Source organism: Sphingomonas sp. S-NIH.Pt3_0716 (assembly GCF_003950715.1).
Taxonomy (GTDB): Bacteria; Pseudomonadota; Alphaproteobacteria; order Sphingomonadales; family Sphingomonadaceae; genus Sphingobium; species Sphingobium yanoikuyae_A.
Genome location: NZ_QLJK01000039.1, coordinates 1 through 14,802, shown reverse-complemented (window position 1 = coordinate 14,802; position 14,802 = coordinate 1). Strand labels below are relative to the sequence as shown.

14 protein-coding genes and 1 pseudogene are annotated in these 14,802 nt (G+C 63.4%); 7 read left to right on the top strand and 8 right to left on the bottom strand.

Annotation, left to right across the window (positions count from 1 at the left end; all coding sequences use genetic code 11):
• Window positions 1–136: 136 nt before the first annotated feature.
• Window positions 137–1,240 (top strand): serine hydrolase domain-containing protein, encoded by a 1,104-nt coding sequence (locus BRX37_RS22950; protein WP_234781622.1) that lies wholly within the window; start codon window positions 137–139, stop codon window positions 1,238–1,240.
• On the opposite strand, the gene BRX37_RS22945 is transcribed toward BRX37_RS22950, so the two are convergent.
• The 4 genes from BRX37_RS22945 to BRX37_RS22930 are packed head-to-tail and all read right to left on the bottom strand — an operon-like array spanning window position 1,237 to window position 5,384.
• A complete protein-coding gene (locus BRX37_RS22945; protein WP_017502152.1) occupies window positions 1,237–2,253 on the bottom strand; it encodes a serine hydrolase domain-containing protein in 1,017 nt (338 codons plus the stop codon). The two genes, BRX37_RS22950 and BRX37_RS22945, sit on opposite strands and share 4 nt — an antisense overlap.
• Window positions 2,254–2,261: 8 nt before the next feature.
• A complete protein-coding gene (locus tag BRX37_RS22940; protein ID WP_063976950.1) occupies window positions 2,262–3,755 on the bottom strand; it encodes an MFS transporter in 1,494 nt (497 codons plus the stop codon).
• Complete coding sequence (locus BRX37_RS22935) at window positions 3,756–4,487, bottom strand: GntR family transcriptional regulator (protein ID WP_017502154.1); 732 nt, start codon at window positions 4,485–4,487, stop codon at window positions 3,756–3,758.
• A gap of 6 nt (window positions 4,488–4,493) precedes the next feature.
• Window positions 4,494–5,384, bottom strand: a complete 891-nt coding sequence (locus BRX37_RS22930) for an N-acetylmuramic acid 6-phosphate etherase (RefSeq protein ID WP_017502155.1) — start codon at window positions 5,382–5,384, stop codon at window positions 4,494–4,496.
• A gap of 172 nt (window positions 5,385–5,556) precedes the next feature.
• Between BRX37_RS22930 and BRX37_RS22925 the strand changes: the two genes are divergently transcribed.
• From BRX37_RS22925 to BRX37_RS22910, 4 genes are read left to right on the top strand one after another with little or no spacing between them, the layout of a single operon-like run.
• Window positions 5,557–6,615, top strand: a complete 1,059-nt coding sequence (locus BRX37_RS22925; protein WP_017502156.1) for an SIS domain-containing protein — start codon at window positions 5,557–5,559, stop codon at window positions 6,613–6,615.
• Window positions 6,612–7,763: an N-acetylglucosamine-6-phosphate deacetylase gene (gene nagA / locus BRX37_RS22920; RefSeq protein ID WP_063976951.1), complete on the top strand. Its 1,152-nt coding sequence runs from the start codon at window positions 6,612–6,614 to the stop codon at window positions 7,761–7,763. Before BRX37_RS22925 ends, nagA begins: the two co-directional genes overlap by 4 nt.
• Window positions 7,760–9,457: a D-lactate dehydrogenase gene (dld, locus tag BRX37_RS22915; RefSeq protein ID WP_125989596.1), complete on the top strand. Its 1,698-nt coding sequence runs from the start codon at window positions 7,760–7,762 to the stop codon at window positions 9,455–9,457. The genes nagA and dld overlap by 4 nt, the downstream gene beginning before the upstream one ends.
• Window positions 9,454–10,311, top strand: a complete 858-nt coding sequence (locus tag BRX37_RS22910; protein ID WP_017502894.1) for a glucosamine kinase nucleotide-binding domain-containing protein — start codon at window positions 9,454–9,456, stop codon at window positions 10,309–10,311. Before dld ends, BRX37_RS22910 begins: the two co-directional genes overlap by 4 nt.
• A gap of 254 nt (window positions 10,312–10,565) precedes the next feature.
• Here BRX37_RS22910 and BRX37_RS22900 read toward each other — a convergent pair whose 3' ends face one another.
• Complete coding sequence (locus tag BRX37_RS22900; RefSeq protein ID WP_318276883.1) at window positions 10,566–11,282, bottom strand: hypothetical protein; 717 nt, start codon at window positions 11,280–11,282, stop codon at window positions 10,566–10,568.
• A 555-nt stretch (window positions 11,283–11,837) separates the two neighbouring features.
• Here BRX37_RS22900 and BRX37_RS27685 point away from each other — a divergent pair.
• Window positions 11,838–11,930, top strand: a pseudogene (locus BRX37_RS27685) (IS5 family transposase); the annotation flags it as partial.
• A gap of 219 nt (window positions 11,931–12,149) precedes the next feature.
• Here the strand turns inward: BRX37_RS27685 and BRX37_RS22885 are convergent.
• Window positions 12,150–12,467, bottom strand: coding sequence for a hypothetical protein (locus BRX37_RS22885; RefSeq protein ID WP_080727349.1), 318 nt, complete (start codon window positions 12,465–12,467; stop codon window positions 12,150–12,152).
• A gap of 79 nt (window positions 12,468–12,546) precedes the next feature.
• Between BRX37_RS22885 and BRX37_RS22880 the strand changes: the two genes are divergently transcribed.
• Window positions 12,547–13,770 (top strand): Fic family protein, encoded by a 1,224-nt coding sequence (locus BRX37_RS22880; protein WP_125989610.1) that lies wholly within the window; start codon window positions 12,547–12,549, stop codon window positions 13,768–13,770.
• A 97-nt stretch (window positions 13,771–13,867) separates the two neighbouring features.
• Here the strand turns inward: BRX37_RS22880 and BRX37_RS22875 are convergent, their stop codons facing one another.
• On the bottom strand, window positions 13,868–14,155 hold the full coding sequence (locus BRX37_RS22875; protein ID WP_017502886.1) for a BrnA antitoxin family protein: 288 nt from the start codon (window positions 14,153–14,155) through the stop codon (window positions 13,868–13,870).
• Complete coding sequence (locus BRX37_RS22870; RefSeq protein WP_017502885.1) at window positions 14,152–14,397, bottom strand: BrnT family toxin; 246 nt, start codon at window positions 14,395–14,397, stop codon at window positions 14,152–14,154. The genes BRX37_RS22875 and BRX37_RS22870 overlap by 4 nt, the downstream gene beginning before the upstream one ends.
• Window positions 14,398–14,802 lie beyond the last annotated feature (405 nt).

Here is a 14,802-nt window from a genome sequence, read left to right as displayed (position 1 = left end):
CGGTGCTGGCGGGGATCGGACTAGCCTTTTGCGCATGCTGTCTCTTGTCCTAGCTCTCGCCTCCGCTCCCGTTGTTGCAGTCCCTGCGGTGCATCCGCCTGTCGCGATGGTTCGGGTGAGCTTCGATCGCACGGGCGTGACCGATAGCAAGGTCAGCGGCCCAGCCGACAAGGCGACGGGGCGGGCGCTGACCATTGATGATCCGGTGCGGGTTGCGTCCATTTCCAAACTGGTTGTTGCCATCGGTGTCATGCGGCTGGTGGAGGCGGGCAAGCTGCACCTGGACCAGGACGTGTCCGACTGGCTGGGCTACAGGCTGCGCCACCCCGGCTTTCCCGATCGGCCGATCACGCTGCGACTGCTGTTGTCGCACCGGTCCGGGCTGGTCGACAGCGCCGGCTATGCACTACCGCTGAATGCGGACATGCGCGCCACCCTGGCCAAGGCGGAAGCATGGGATGCGCACCACGGGCCCGGCGACTGGTATGCCTATACCAATCTCAACTTTCCGGTCGTCGCTGCCGTCATGGAGCGGGCGACCGGGGAGCGGTTCGACCGATTGATGGATCGGCTGGTGCTAAAGCCGCTGAAACTGGACGCCTGCTATAACTGGTCGACTTGTTCGGATGCCCGCGCTGCGCAGGCGGTGGTGCTCTATCAGGACGGGCAGCCGGTGCGGGACGATAATAAGGGCGCGAAGCCAGACTGCACCGTGACGCCGGCCCGCGATGGCAGTTGCGATCTGTCGACCTGGGTTGCAGGGCGCAATGGCGCGATCTTCTCTCCGCAGGGCGGTCTACGGATTTCGGCGCGCGGACTGGCGACGGTGGGCCGCCTGTTTCTGGGGCGTGGCGTGGTCGATGGCCGGCGCCTGCTGAGCGCGCAGAGCATGACGCAACTGATGACGCCGCTATGGACCTATGGCGGCGTCGATGCCGCCAATGGCGTGACCGGGGAAGCCGATATGGGTGACACGAACACCGGTTTCACCTGCCGCTATGGTCTGGCGATTGCTTTCCTTGCGACGTCCGCCAACGGCTGTGCCGACGATCCGTTCGGCGATGGCCGCCAGCGTATCGGCCATGCCGGCGATGCCTATGGCCTGAAGTCCGGACTGTGGATCGATCCGAAGCGCGGTACAGGCGTGCTCTATTTCGCGACGGATGTTCCGGCCGGGCGTGGCGCGGTCAGCGCCTATACGCCGGTCGAGGAAGGGTTGGCGCAGGGGCAGCTCCCCTAAGCGGCATCCCACGCCGCGATCAGCGCGTCGCCCACCGCAGGGCGCAGGGTGAAGATGCCGCTGTCGGCATGGCGGGTGGGATGAACGCGGTTGGTGAGCAGGGTCCAGGCGAGGCCGCGCTCGAAATCGATCCATAGACCCGTGCCGGTGAAGCCGGTGTGGCCGATCGTTGCGGTCGAACAGGCGTCGCCGCCTGACCAGCTGGCAAAGGCGCGTTCCCAGCCGCAAGTGCGGTGGCCCAGTTGCGCGGTGCGGGTCTGGGCCAGCATCGCGGGGGATAGGATCGAGCCGTCGAGCATCGTTCTGGCAAAGCCCAGCACGCCGTCGACCGTGCCGAACAGGCCGGCATGGCCCGGCGCGCCGCCCAGTGCGGCGGCATTTTCGTCATGCACTTCGCCCTTGAGCACCCGTCCGCGCCAGCTGCATGCCTCGGTCGCGACGGCGGGGCCAGGGGGCGGGCCGTAGGACAGGCCATCGCCCAGCGGCCAGTCGCTGAGCGGCGCACCGGTGATGCGTTCGATCGCGATGCCGAGCATTATGAAATTGATGTCGGAATAGACTGGCGGGCCATGGTGCCATTCGCGCTGGAGGACGAAGGCGCGCAGCCGCGCGGGATCATCGCCATAGGTGTAGATCGGCTCAACCGCGGGCAGGAAGCTGCGGTGGGCGAGGCAATCACGGAAGGTCAGCTTGCGTTCCGCTGCATTGGCGACGTCATATTGGCGCAGGTCGGGAATGGCGTCGGTCAGAGGACGGTCGAGATCGAGTCGGCCCTGCTCCGCCAGTTGCAAGATCATGGTGGTGGTGGCGATCACCTTCGATACGGAGGCGAGGTCGAACCAGTGGTGGCGGGTCAGGGCTTCGCGTTCGGGCAAGATGGCGGCTGAACCGACCAGGCGCACTGCGCTTTTGCCGTCGGCACTGACGATGCCAAGGGTCGCGCCGGGGATGCGGCCACTGGCGACCGCTTCGACCGCCGGGGCGAAGGCGGCTTCGCAGATTTCATCTATCATTATTGGTCCTAAACGGTTCTGGCCCGAACGCGCATGACGATCGGCAGGAAGAAGATGGCGGCGAAGCTGAGCGCGCCCGACAGGATGAAAAAGCCGTCATAGCCGATCTGCTTCTGGATCGCGCCGGCCGCGCCGCCGATCAGGCGGGGCAGCAGGAAGGCGAAGCCCGACAGGAAGGCATATTGGGTGCCGGGATAGCGCGGGCTGACCAGCATGGAGAGATAGACGACAAAGACGGCGCCTTCCAGGCCATGGCCGAACTGGTCCACGCCCGCCGCGACATACAGGACGAAGGCGGACGGTTCGGCATACCAGAGCCAGACGAACACCCAGTTGCCGATGGCCGAGGCGCAGGCGCCGATGATAAGCGCGACCGTCATCGGCAGGCGCGCGGCGCACAGGCCGCCCAGCGCCACGCCGGCCATGGAACAGGTGAGGGCGACGACGCCGTCAGCCATGCTGATCTGTTCCAGGCTGTAGCCCGCCGCATTCCACAGCGGATGCGAGAGGGTGAGTGTCAGCACGTCGCCCATACGGTAGAAGGAGACGAAGGCCAGCACCGGCAGCACGGCATAGCCATAGCGCCAGAAAATCTCGACATAGGGGGCGATGAAGCCGGGCATTTTCGCCGGCGCATCGGCCGGCAGGCGGCGGATGCGCGGCAGGGCGATGGCGAGCGCGACGAAGGGCAGCAGCGCGACTGCCAGCACGATCGGCGTAACATTGGTTTGGGCGGAGAAGCCCGCGCTCTGCACGGCAGAGAGCAGTACCCAGCCGATCAGCGCGGTGGCCGCGCCGGTGACGGCGAGGATGACGAGGCTAACGAGGGTGCCGCTGATTAGAGCGCCGGTGCGGCCTTTCGTCTTTTCCTGTTCCGGGCGCATGGCGGCGAGAATGGGGAAGGGGAGGAAGGCGGCGATGGCGATGGCGAGATAGGCCCAGGTCCAGTCGGCCCAGGCGGCGACAAGCACCGCGCCGCTGCCCGCCGCGACCATGGCGCTGCGATAGCCCCACAGGTTTGCGGCGACGATCGGCCCCTGCTGCGCCTGTGTGGGCGCCAGTTCGATGCGCCAGCCATCGGCCGCGACTTCCAACGTGGTCGTCCAGAAGGCGAGCAGGATCGCGAAGAGCGCTGTAAGCGGCAGGCTCTGGTCGCTGGAGGTGAAGGCCATGGCGACCATGGAGAAGAAGATGCCGAGTTGCGACAGCATGATCCAGCCGCGCCGCCTGCCCCAGAAATGGGAGAAGCCGGGTACGCTGTAGCGATCCAGCAAAGGCGCCCAGACGAATTTGAAGGTCGGCAGCAGCGCGATCCACGCAAAGAAGCCGATGATGACGATGTCGATGCCATGCCGCGCGAGCCGCAGCGTCAGCACCGCATTGAACATGTAGAAGGGCAGGCCGGCGGAAAAACCGAGGAGGAGATAGAGGCCCAGCGTGCGGAGCGGCGGGCGCTCTGGCGTGGGGCCTTCGGTCAGATCGGCGGCGATCGATGCTGTCATTCAGCCGATTTCCTTGAGTTCAGTCACAAAGTCATAGCGGTCGCCGCGATAGACGGAGCGGGTGAATTCGACCGCCCGGCCACCGGGGATGCGGGTGATGCGTTCGATACGCAGCACTTCGCTATTCTGGCGGACACAGAGCAGGCCGGCTTCGGTCGGCGTGGCGAGCGAGGCTCGGACGCGCTGCGTGCCGGAGGTAGGACGGAAACCGGCCCGGCCCATCGCCTCATAGAGGGAGTCGCCGATGGTCGTGAGGTCGGGCAGGCAATCGGCCGGAACGATGGCATGTTCGATCGCCAGCGGCTCGCCGCCCGATAGGCGCACGCGGCCAAGGCGGGCGACGCGGGCGGACGGGGAAATAGAAAGCGCGGCGGCCTCTTCCTCGGTCGGCTGGGCATAGCTTTTCATCATCCAGATGACGCCGGGATCTTCGCCGCGTGACAGGGCATCATGGGTGAAACTGGACAGGACGGAGGCGGGCGTTTCGATCCGGCGGGCGACGAAGGTGCCGGAACCCTGCTTGCGGAACAGCACGCCTTCCTCGATCAGCTGTTCGATCGCTTTGCGCACGGTGACGCGCGAAATGCCGGCCATTTCGCTGAGGTCGCGTTCGGACGGCAGGGCGTTGCCCGGTATGATCCCGCCGCTTTCGATATGATCGCGCAGATTGCGCGCCAGTTGCAGGTAGAGCGGCGTCCCGTCTTCCCCCCGTGCGACCAGTTTTTCCCGCATGTCCCCCTATTCCCCCCCTTGCGCGGCGCGCATCGCGTCCGGCAGATTCTGGCCGTGGATTTCAAGAAGACGGTGCGCTTCGTGCGTTGCTACCCCCATGGCAACAAGCACCGCCTGCTTGATGTCCTGTCCCGCTGCATCGAGTGCGCGCGATGCGGCGGCCATGTCCACATCGGCAATGTCGCGCACCATGGCCTCTCCACGCAAGCGCAGCTTTTCGTTGGAAATGCGCATGTTGACCATACGGCCGCGATAGACGAGGCCCATGCGCAGCATGATTGCGGTGGACAGGATGTTGAGCGTCGCCTTTTGCGCGGTGCCCGCCTTCATCCGGGTGGAGCCGGCGACGATTTCGGTGCCGGTTTCCGCGACTAGCCCGTGGTCGGCGGCGGCGGGCAGAGCGGTATCGCAATTGTTGGCGACGGCAATGGTCAGCGCGCCAGCCTCTCGAGCGGCAGCGATGGCGGCGAGCGTGTAGGGGGTGCGTCCGCTGGCGGCGACACCGATCACCACATCCTGCGGGCCGACGGCGGCATCGGCGATTTCGGCGCGGGCTGCGTCCGCATCATCCTCCGCCCCTTCGGCCGCTTCGGTGAGCGCTGCTAGGCCACCCGCCATTAGGAATAAGAGGCGTTCTTGCGGCCAGTTATAAGTGGGATAAAGTTCGACGCCATCCTGTACCGCGATGCGGCCGGAGGTGCCGGCGCCGACATAGACCAGTCGCCCCTGCGTGCCGAGGCGCGCGGCGGCGGCTTCGGAGGCCAGTGCAATGGCCTTCGCCTGCGATCCGATGGCCGCGATGGCGGCCATCTGCCCTTCCAGCATCGCTTCGACCGCGCGAATGGTCGGCCATTGGTCGATGTCGACATAGCGCGGATCGATGGTTTCGGTACTCATGGACACTCCGTGGCCGGTCGTTGACGCCCGGCTTTAATCGGTTCAACTTCATGCGCGGCAGGCAGTATGTGTGCAAGCGGCGCTTCTGGCATGTGGTATTGTCCTTGTCGCATTTCGATGCAACCAAAATAAATCCAATTGCCTTTTTTCGTTCATTTGGTATTGTTTCGGCATGATCGCGATACAGGATAAGAGCCGTACCACGCTGATGGCGCGTGAGGCGGCTGAAGCGCCGGAACGCTGTGCGGCGCAGATTGCGCGCAATGCCGGTCTGATGCGGGAGGTTGGGCAGCGGCTGCGCGTGCTGGCGCCGCCCTTTGCCGCAACGCTGGCGCGGGGCAGTTCGGATCAGGCGGCGGCCTTTGCCAAGGTGCTGCTGGAAACGCGGGCGGGCTTGCCGACATTGAGTCATGCGCCATCGATTGGCTCGTTGTACAAGGCGACGTCGCCGCGCTTCAAAGGCGTGCCGCTGATTGCCATTTCGCAGTCGGGGCGCAGCCCGGACCTGATCGCCGCAGCGGTGGATGCGCAGCGGCAGGGCGCGCTGGTGGTCACCATCGTCAATGATGATGCGTCGCCGCTGGCGGAGTTGGCGGATATCTGCATTCCCATCCATGCTGGCCCGGAAACCAGCGTGGCGGCGACCAAGAGCTTCATCGGTACGTTGGTCGCGTTGGCGCACCTGGCGGCGGAATGGAGCGAGGACAAGGCGTTGCTGGCGGCTTTGGCGTCTGTCGGCGATGTGCTGGAGGCGGCGGTTGCGGCCGACTGGACCGGGGCTGTGCCGTTGCTGAAAGAGCCAGGCAATATGCTGGTGCTGGGGCGCGGCCTGACCCTGCCGATCGCGGGGGAAGCGGCGCTGAAGTTCAAGGAAACGTCGAGCCTGCATGCCGAGGCGTTCAGCATTGCGGAGGTGGCGCATGGGCCCATGACGTTGATCGGCGAGGGTGATCCGGTGTTGGCGCTGGGACCGATCGATGCGGCGCGGGCCGGGCTGCGCGAACGGCTGGAGGATTTCCGGGCGCGTGGGGCGCAGGTGATTGCGGTGGGCCATCCTGATGATGTGGCGGCGGCGACGCTGGCGTTGCCGGGGCAATGGGATGTGCATCCGGTGCTGAATGCGATCGCGCAAATACAGAGCTTCTATGGCCTCGCCAATGCGCTGTCGCTGGCGCGCGGGTATAATCCCGACGCGCCGCCGCATCTGGCTAAGGTGACGCGGACGCTATGAACGGGCATGCGCTTGTCGGTGCAGCGATCGTGCAGCCGGATGGGATTGCCGATGATGGCGCGCTGCTGCTTGAAGGCGGGCATATCCTTGGCATCGTGGCGCGGGACGCGGTGCCAGCAGGATATGATACGGTAGCGCTGGAGGGCGGATGGCTGCTACCCGGCTTTATCGACACGCAGGTCAATGGCGGCGGCAACATACTGTTGAATGATCAGCCTGATGTGGAGGGCATCCGCGCGATTGCGAGCGCGCATCGGCGGTTCGGGACGACGGGTCTGTTGCCGACGTTGATCAGCGATGATGCGGATGTGGTCGATGCGGTAATCGCGGCAGGAGAAGCTGCGCTCGTGCAGGGCGTGCCCGGCGTCCTGGGCCTGCATATCGAGGGGCCGCACCTCAACCCGGTGAAGAAAGGCATTCATGACGCCGCCAAATTCACCGCCATCGATCCCAAGGTGCTGGAGCGGCTGACGCGGCCGACGATCGGGCGGCGGATCGTGACGCTGGCGCCGGAACTGGCACCGTCGGGGGCTATCCGGGCGTTGCGTGATGCGGGGGTTCTGGTCGCGGCGGGGCATAGCCTGGCTGATTATGACCAGACGGTCGCGGCGCTAAGCGAAGGCTTGAACGGCTTCACCCATCTGTTCAACGCGATGACGCAGATGGGAAGCAGGGAGCCGGGCATGGTGGCGGCCGCATTGCTGGATCGGAGCAGCCATTTCGGCCTGATCGTCGATGGAGTACATGTGCATCCAGCGACCCTGCGTGTGGCAATTGCTGCGCGCGGACTAGAGGGTGCGATGTTGGTGACGGACGCGATGCCGCCGGTGGGAGGTGCGCAGCGTAGCTTCACCCTGATGGGACAGTCTATCCATGTCGTGGATGGCATATGCCGCGGGCCGGACGGAACGCTGGCGGGATCGGCGCTCAATATGGCGCAGGCGTTTCGCAACGCGATAGACATGATGGGCTGTTCCATGGTTGAAGCGTCGCGCATGGCGAGCGGCAATCCGGCGCGCTTTTTGCGGCTGGAGGATCGCAAAGGCGCGATAGCGCCTGGGCTGTGCGCGGATCTTGTTCATATGGACTGCGACCGGCAGGTGCGGCGGACCTGGATCAATGGGGAGATGGAGGAGAGCAGCGAATGAGGGGCCTGCTGCCCCGGCTGCGCGCGATCGTGGGCGCGCGCCATGTGCTGACTGGCTCACAGGCGACCGCGCGCTATCGCCATGGCTATCGTACCGGATCGGGCGCTGCGCTGGCAGTAGTGCGGCCGGGCAGTCTGGTCGAGCAGTGGCGAGTGGCGCAGGCCTGTGTGGCGGCAGATGTGTCGATCATTATGCAGGCGTCCAATACCGGGCTGACCGGCGGATCGACGCCCAATGGCGATGGTTATCCCGGCGGCTGCGTGATCATCAGCACAACGCGGATCAACGGGCTGCATCTTATCCGCAATGGTGCGCAAGTCGTCTGCCTGCCCGGTACGACGCTTTATGCGCTGGAAAAGGCGCTGGCGCCGCTGGGGCGAGAGCCGCATTCGGTGATCGGCTCCTCCTGCTTCGGCGCGTCGGTGGTGGGAGGCGTGTGCAATAATTCGGGCGGATCGCTGGTGCAGCGCGGGCCTGCCTATACGCAGCTCAGTCTCTATGGCCAGATCGGCGCGGACGGGGCGTTGCGGCTGGTCAATCATCTGGGCGTGGCGCTGGGCGATGATCCCGAAGAGATGCTGCGGCGGCTGGAGAGTGGCGACTTCCGGCCCGACGATGTCGATGCGGCGGCGGATCGATGGGCGCATGACTGTGGTTATGCCGGCCATGTGCGCGATATCGACAGCGCGACGCCCGCTCGATTCAATGCCGACAGTCGATGCCTGTATGAAGCGGCGGGCAGCGCCGGCAAGATCATCGTCTTTGCCGTGCGGCTGGACAGTTTCGTGAAGGAAGAAGGCGCCACCACCTTCTATATCGGGACCAATGATCCCGCACAGTTGACGGCGATACGGCGCACCATATTGGGTGAATTCAGCTTTCTGCCGGTGGCGGGCGAATATATGCACCGCGACGCGTTCGACATTGCCGATCGTTATGGCAAGGACATGTTCATCGCGATCGAGCGGCTGGGGACGGACCGGCTGCCCCGGTTGTTTGCATTGAAATCACGGGTTGATGCGCTTCCCCTTGTCGGGGCGGGGTTTAGCGACCGGATAATGCAGCGTATCGGCCGGATGCTGCCCGATCATCTGCCGCCTGAGATGCGCGCCTGGCGCAATAGGTTCGAGCATCATCTGCTGCTCAAGATGCCGTTGGCGGCGGTTGCGGATACCCGCGCTTTACTCACCGATCTATTTGCCGCCGGCGAGGGGGGGTATTTTGAGTGTAGCCCAGCGCTGGCGGCCAAGGCGTTCCTGCATCGCTTCGTCGCGGCGGGGGCGGCGGTGCGTTATCGCGCAGTGCATGCTCGCGAAGTCGAGGATATCGTGCCACTGGACGTAGCTTTGCCGCGCAATATACCGGAATGGCAGGAGAAATTGCCGCCGGATCTGGCGGCGCAGAGCATCCATAGCCTCTATTATGGCCATTTTATGTGCCATGTGTTCCATCAGGATTATATCGTTCGTAAAGGCGTAGACCTGCTGGCTTTCGAGCATCGCATCTGGGCGCTGCTCGATGAGCGCGGTGCGGAATATCCAGCCGAACATAATGTTGGCCATCTCTACAAGGCAAAGCCCGATCTTGCGGATTTCTATCGCCAGATCGACCCGCGCAACCAGTGCAATCCCGGCATCGGCCAGACAGTGCGGGCGCGCCATTGGGGCGAACAGCAAAAGGAAGTTCCATCATGAGCTATTTTTTGGGCATCGATGCGGGTGGCAGTAATTGCCGTGCGCGGCTGATCGACAGTGAAGGCAATGTGATCGGCACAGGACAGGGCGGAACGGCCAATGCTCGGATCGGCCTGGAAGCGCTCTATACGACATTGTGCGCGGTATCCAATCAAGCGATCGCTGAAGCGGGACTTTCTTCGATGCAGGTAGAAACGATCCGTGCGGGCATGGGCATTGCCGGCATTTCTCGACCGGGTGTGCGCGACGCGCTGGAGAGGTTCGCCTTTCCCTTTGCCTCAGTCAATTATGGGACGGACGCCTTCATCGCCAACTTAGGGGCGCATGGCGGCGCAGATGGGGCAATCCTTATTTTAGGAACGGGGAGTATCGCGCAGGTGCGCGCAGGTGGCCGGGACTTTACCATCGGTGGCTATGGTTTCCCTATATCAGATGAGGGCAGCGGCGCTGCACTGGGCTTGAGCGCAATGCGCCATGCTCTGCGCGCATTGGACGGGCGATCACAGGCCACTCCTCTGAGCCGAGCGGTAACAGAGCGGTTCGATCATGACACAACGAAGGCGATCGGCTGGATGGATAAGGCTACGCCTAAGGACTACGGCAGTTTTGCGCCTCTGGTGATGGACTACGCTGAAGCGGATGATGCCATTGCTCGTTCGATCGTCGAGGATGCGGTCCAGCATATCGAACGGTTCATCGAGACAATTTTTGAACGCGGAGCTAGCCGCTGCACGCTGGTCGGCGGATTGGCCGATCGCATGCAGCCTTGGCTGCGGGCGCGAACGGTGGGGCGGTTGAGCCCTAAGTTGGGCGATCCGCTGGACGGTGCATTGCTCTTTGCCAGCTATTTGTGATGCATTTCTTGGTTTCACAATTTTGGGGTTAGGGTCGATTATGCGCAGAACATTCAGGGCACTTGCCGCACTTCAATCCGCCTGCCCGCTGACAATCCTGGCGCGGATCGACATTCAGAGTAACCAGATCGTGGCGGCGTCGCGGTTTGTGAAGCCGGCGAAGTGGATGGTGCGGCGATCGTAGCGTGTTGCGAAGCGGCGGAAGTGTTTGAGCCTGCCGAAGCATCGTTCGATACGATTGCGGTGTTTGTAGATCAGCGTGTCATGCGGGATGGCGACCTTACGGCAGCGGTTTGAAGGTATGACCGCTTCGGGCCCATTTTCGCGATGATTGTCCGTAAAGCATTGCTGTCATAAGCTTTGTCGGCGAGCACGACGCCGCCTTCCTGCCCGTGCAGCAGGGCCGGCGCTTGAGTAACGTCGCCAGTCTGGCCGGGCGTGATGATGAAGCGCGGCCGTCTGGGTGCTTTCTGCGCCTCGCCGACGAGCCTGATGCGCAGCAGGCGCGCACTCGCCACCTTGTCGAACCGCAGGGTCACGGCCGTGAGCGCGGCGTCGCGGCGCGGCGCGCGAAAGGCAAGCTGTCCGCCGGCCCGCCAATGGGGCCCGAAATCACCGCTGCGCACATGCTGGCGCTCCACCGCGCCATCGGCATAGGTGAATGCGACGCCGAGACGATCGAAACGCGAGCTGTGGACGATCAGCGACAGGTCGTCGGGCTCCCCTGCGCGAGCGGGCAGCGTCGCGCGAAGCCAGAGTGTTCCCTTCTGATATCCTAGAGGCGCGCCGCGACAGGCGAAGGGGGAAGGCGCGCGATCGCCCTGCGCCACCGCCTGGCTCACGGCATGGCATAAAGGATGGCCGATCCGCAGCATTTCCGCGGCGGCGGGGGAGGACCATCCAAGTGCCATCATCACCATGCATGCGATCATGCACAGGAGAGGGAGGATGGTCCGGAAAAGGCGCGGCATGAGCGATTCGCACATCATCGTGGCGCGGCCTATGACAAAATCCCCAACAGATCGTGGACAATGCGATGAATGCGCGTGGACGCCGCGGATTTTTCCGCTACCCGCGCCGGGGCCTGGCGAATGCGCGGAGGCGGGGGCTTGTGGCTGTTCCCTGGCGGACGGGAGAGGCGGAGCATCGGCGCGTGCGTGCCCATGGCATCAAGCCTGCGGGACGGAGGGCGGTCAGCGACGCGAGCCACCGCGCGCCATTGCGGCACGGCGGAGGCTCAGCCTTGATGGGCGCGCCTGGCTGTCGGGCGCGCTGGCGGTCGGCTGGGCGACGCGGGAGGTGTGAGACACCCTGCTTTCACCCGCATGCGCGGCGGGCCGGTCGATGTCGAGTTTGAGACGCAGGCGCTTGAGCCTGGTCAATCGGGTGCTGGGCATGATGGAATTCCCCCCTCGTCGAAAATGTGTCGGACGCCCGTCTAGCGACTTCGAGCCCAGGAGGTGCGAATGCATCACAGGAGCAGAAACTTCCCGAAAAATGCCGCGCTCGGCATGTGGGGCGCCTTGCTTGCCGACAAAGGCTATGATGGCGACCGCTTCCGCGAGAACCTGCTCCTGAGCAACATTTTGCCGGTCATCCCACCGCGTTCGAACCGCAAGGTATCCGCATCGCCGCCTATCTCAACTGGGTGTTCGAAAATCAGGACCAGAACGGGGCCGAGGCCCGATCCGCGTGCAAGCCCGCAAGGCGCAAATGACATGCCACGCGGCACGCGGCGCGAGCTCATCGGCATACTGCTTGGCGATGATCCTTATCCCGTGCTGCGTGTCGCCGATGGAGGGGAATGGCGGCTCGATTGCAGCAGCTCCTGCCGCCATTTAACGAAAATCCCGCGTCTTCACCTTGATGCCCTGGGTCGGCTGACCCGGAATGATGTCCAAGCCGTGGTCGGAAAGATCGCTGGGACCTCGCTCCAGCGGCTTGTTGGTGGCATCATGCGGATTGGGGGCCATGGCGCTTCGGACGATATCGGCACGGCTGCCTACTGTTGCGAAATGGGCGTCAAGTGCAACCGAAGCGTAGGCCTGTCGGAACGGGGTGCCGCGACGGAGGGCGAACTTTGGCAAGAAGATCGGCCAAATGACCGGCCAAATTGCCACTCCATAGCCCATCAGGCAGTGCTGAAAGTAAAGCATAAAGGCTGGAAAAACGGCTATTCTTGGGCTAATGTGAGCATAAGAGAACCGGCTAGAAGGATCGGCCAAAACTGTGGCAGTGAACGTCGAATCCCCCACACAGATCGAGCCTGCACGGATCGATGCACCGGCCGGTGATTTGCCGGATCTCGTCGCCGAAATAGCAGCCAGGGCCGAAGGTCTCGGGCGAGCACTTCATCCGCAGACCGCACTCCATCTAGCCAGCCTCGTGCGAGTGATGAACACCTACTACAGTAACCTCATCGAGGGGCACCGCACCCGTCCACGGGATATCGAGCGCGCGTTGGCCGGCGAACGCGATGACGATCAACGAGATCTCATGGCCGAAGCTGCCGCGCATTACCGCGTACAGGAAGCCATCGATCGCGCTGCCATTCATGGCGAACTTCCCGATCCTGCCGACCCAAATTTTATCCTGCAACTGCACCGCGATTTCTACGCGGATGCCTCGATCGACATGCTCACCGTGCGCGGTGGGGAGCGAAGCTTTGTCATGACGCCGGGCGAATGGCGATCAAGGGCCGAGCACGATGTCCAGATCGGCCGCCACACTCCGCCATCGTCGGCCAGAGTGGCCGATTTCATGAGCTATTTCTTCTCGCGGTTTGCCTTTGAACCCAAGGATGGAATGCGCTTGACCGCAGTGGGAGCCGGGAAAGCAAAGCGCATACTGGCACTGGCAACAGCACACCACCGGTTCAATTGGATTCACCCCTTTCCCGATGGCAATGGCCGGATTAGTCGGTTGATGAGCCACGCCATGGCGCTCAAGGCAGGGATCGGCGCGCACGGGCTATGGTCGGTATCTCGAGGGCTTGCACGCGGGCTGGAGCCCGGAGATGCTGGCCGGACAGAATATCGCAAGTACATGGCCTCGGCCGATGCACCGCGTCAGGGAGATCGCGATGGCCGGGGAAACCTTTCCGAAGCGCATCTGGTGGGATTTGCTGAGTGGTTTCTCAAAGTCTGTCTCGATCAAATCAGCTACATGTCGGGCGTCTTCGAACTCGACACCCTATCGAAGCGGCTTGAGCGCCATGTGTTGATCACAGATGGCTTGTCTCCGGAGAGTAACTGGTTACTCCAGGAAGCCCTTATTCGAGGAGAATTCGAGCGGGGTGCAGCTCCGCGCCTTACGGGTCTGCCCGAGCGCAGCGCGCGACGCGTCCTAAAGGAACTCACCGACGCTGGACTGCTGGCGTCCGATACCCCGAAGGGGCCGGTATCACTTCGTTTCTCGAGTGACACCCAGGATACGCTTTTCCCAAAGCTCTTCGCCTGACAGCGACCCTATACCGACGTGAGCGGTCGTGCTCAGCTCTCCAGGAGCGGTCCGGCAGCTTGTCTTCGCCCTTCCGGGCGGATGGGCGCTGTCGGCCTCAGTGTGCAGCCACCCAATCCTTGAGTGCTGCATCGATCCGTGACTGCCAACCCGGGCCGCCGGATTTGAAATGCTCGATCACCTCGGGCGAAAGGCGCAGTGTGGTACTAACCTTTTTCGGGGCTTTCTGCGGACCGCGTGCACGAATCGACTTTGCGAGATCCGGGAAGGCCTCAGCGAAAGGCTTGGCCCTGGCGAAATCCTCAGCAGTCCATTCAGGATTATTGCTGACCGCATCCATATCGGCCTTGGTGTAACCGAGAGCGGCGTTTTTCGGGTAGGTCATGGCAAGAGCCTCCGTTCCGTAATGCTGGCCGGGCGGGCCGAGATGATCGAGACGCCTTCGGTGCCCAGCACAGCGAAAATCACCGTGATCTTACCGTTCATCTCACCGATGGCGGCAAAGCGTCCATCCTTCGCAGGCATGACCAGGGCGGAGAGGAAGAACCCTTCGCCCACATCGGCAAAGTCGATCCCGTGCTTGACGAGGTTCGCTTGCCGCTTCGGCTCATCCCATACGATGATCATAGCATTTTGTAGTTACGATTTGATTAGCAGTCAATCGCTTATCGTTACTACAAAATGCCGTTGGTGTCGTGATCGATCTTCGAATCCGCCGGGCGCCGCAGGCGAACGTGCTCCAGAGGGGAAAGCGGACCGTAGGCTCATTTTGACCGGATCATACATGGAACGGCGAATTTGGTGACTGGCGGCCACGCTCGCGGCCGGCACGTAGAGGCACTTCTGCGCCCGCCCCTTTGCGGGCGCTCAGACGCCAAATTTGGGGTCCCAGGAGCGGTCCGTCTTCTGTGGATGGCTCCCGCGTTGCAAGTACAAATTGATGTTTTGACGTTCGGTCGGTTGCAGTCGTCTGTCCGGCCTACTGTTGCAGTCGGGAGGGACTGCTGGCCCTGATGGGGTCCGCAAACCAGG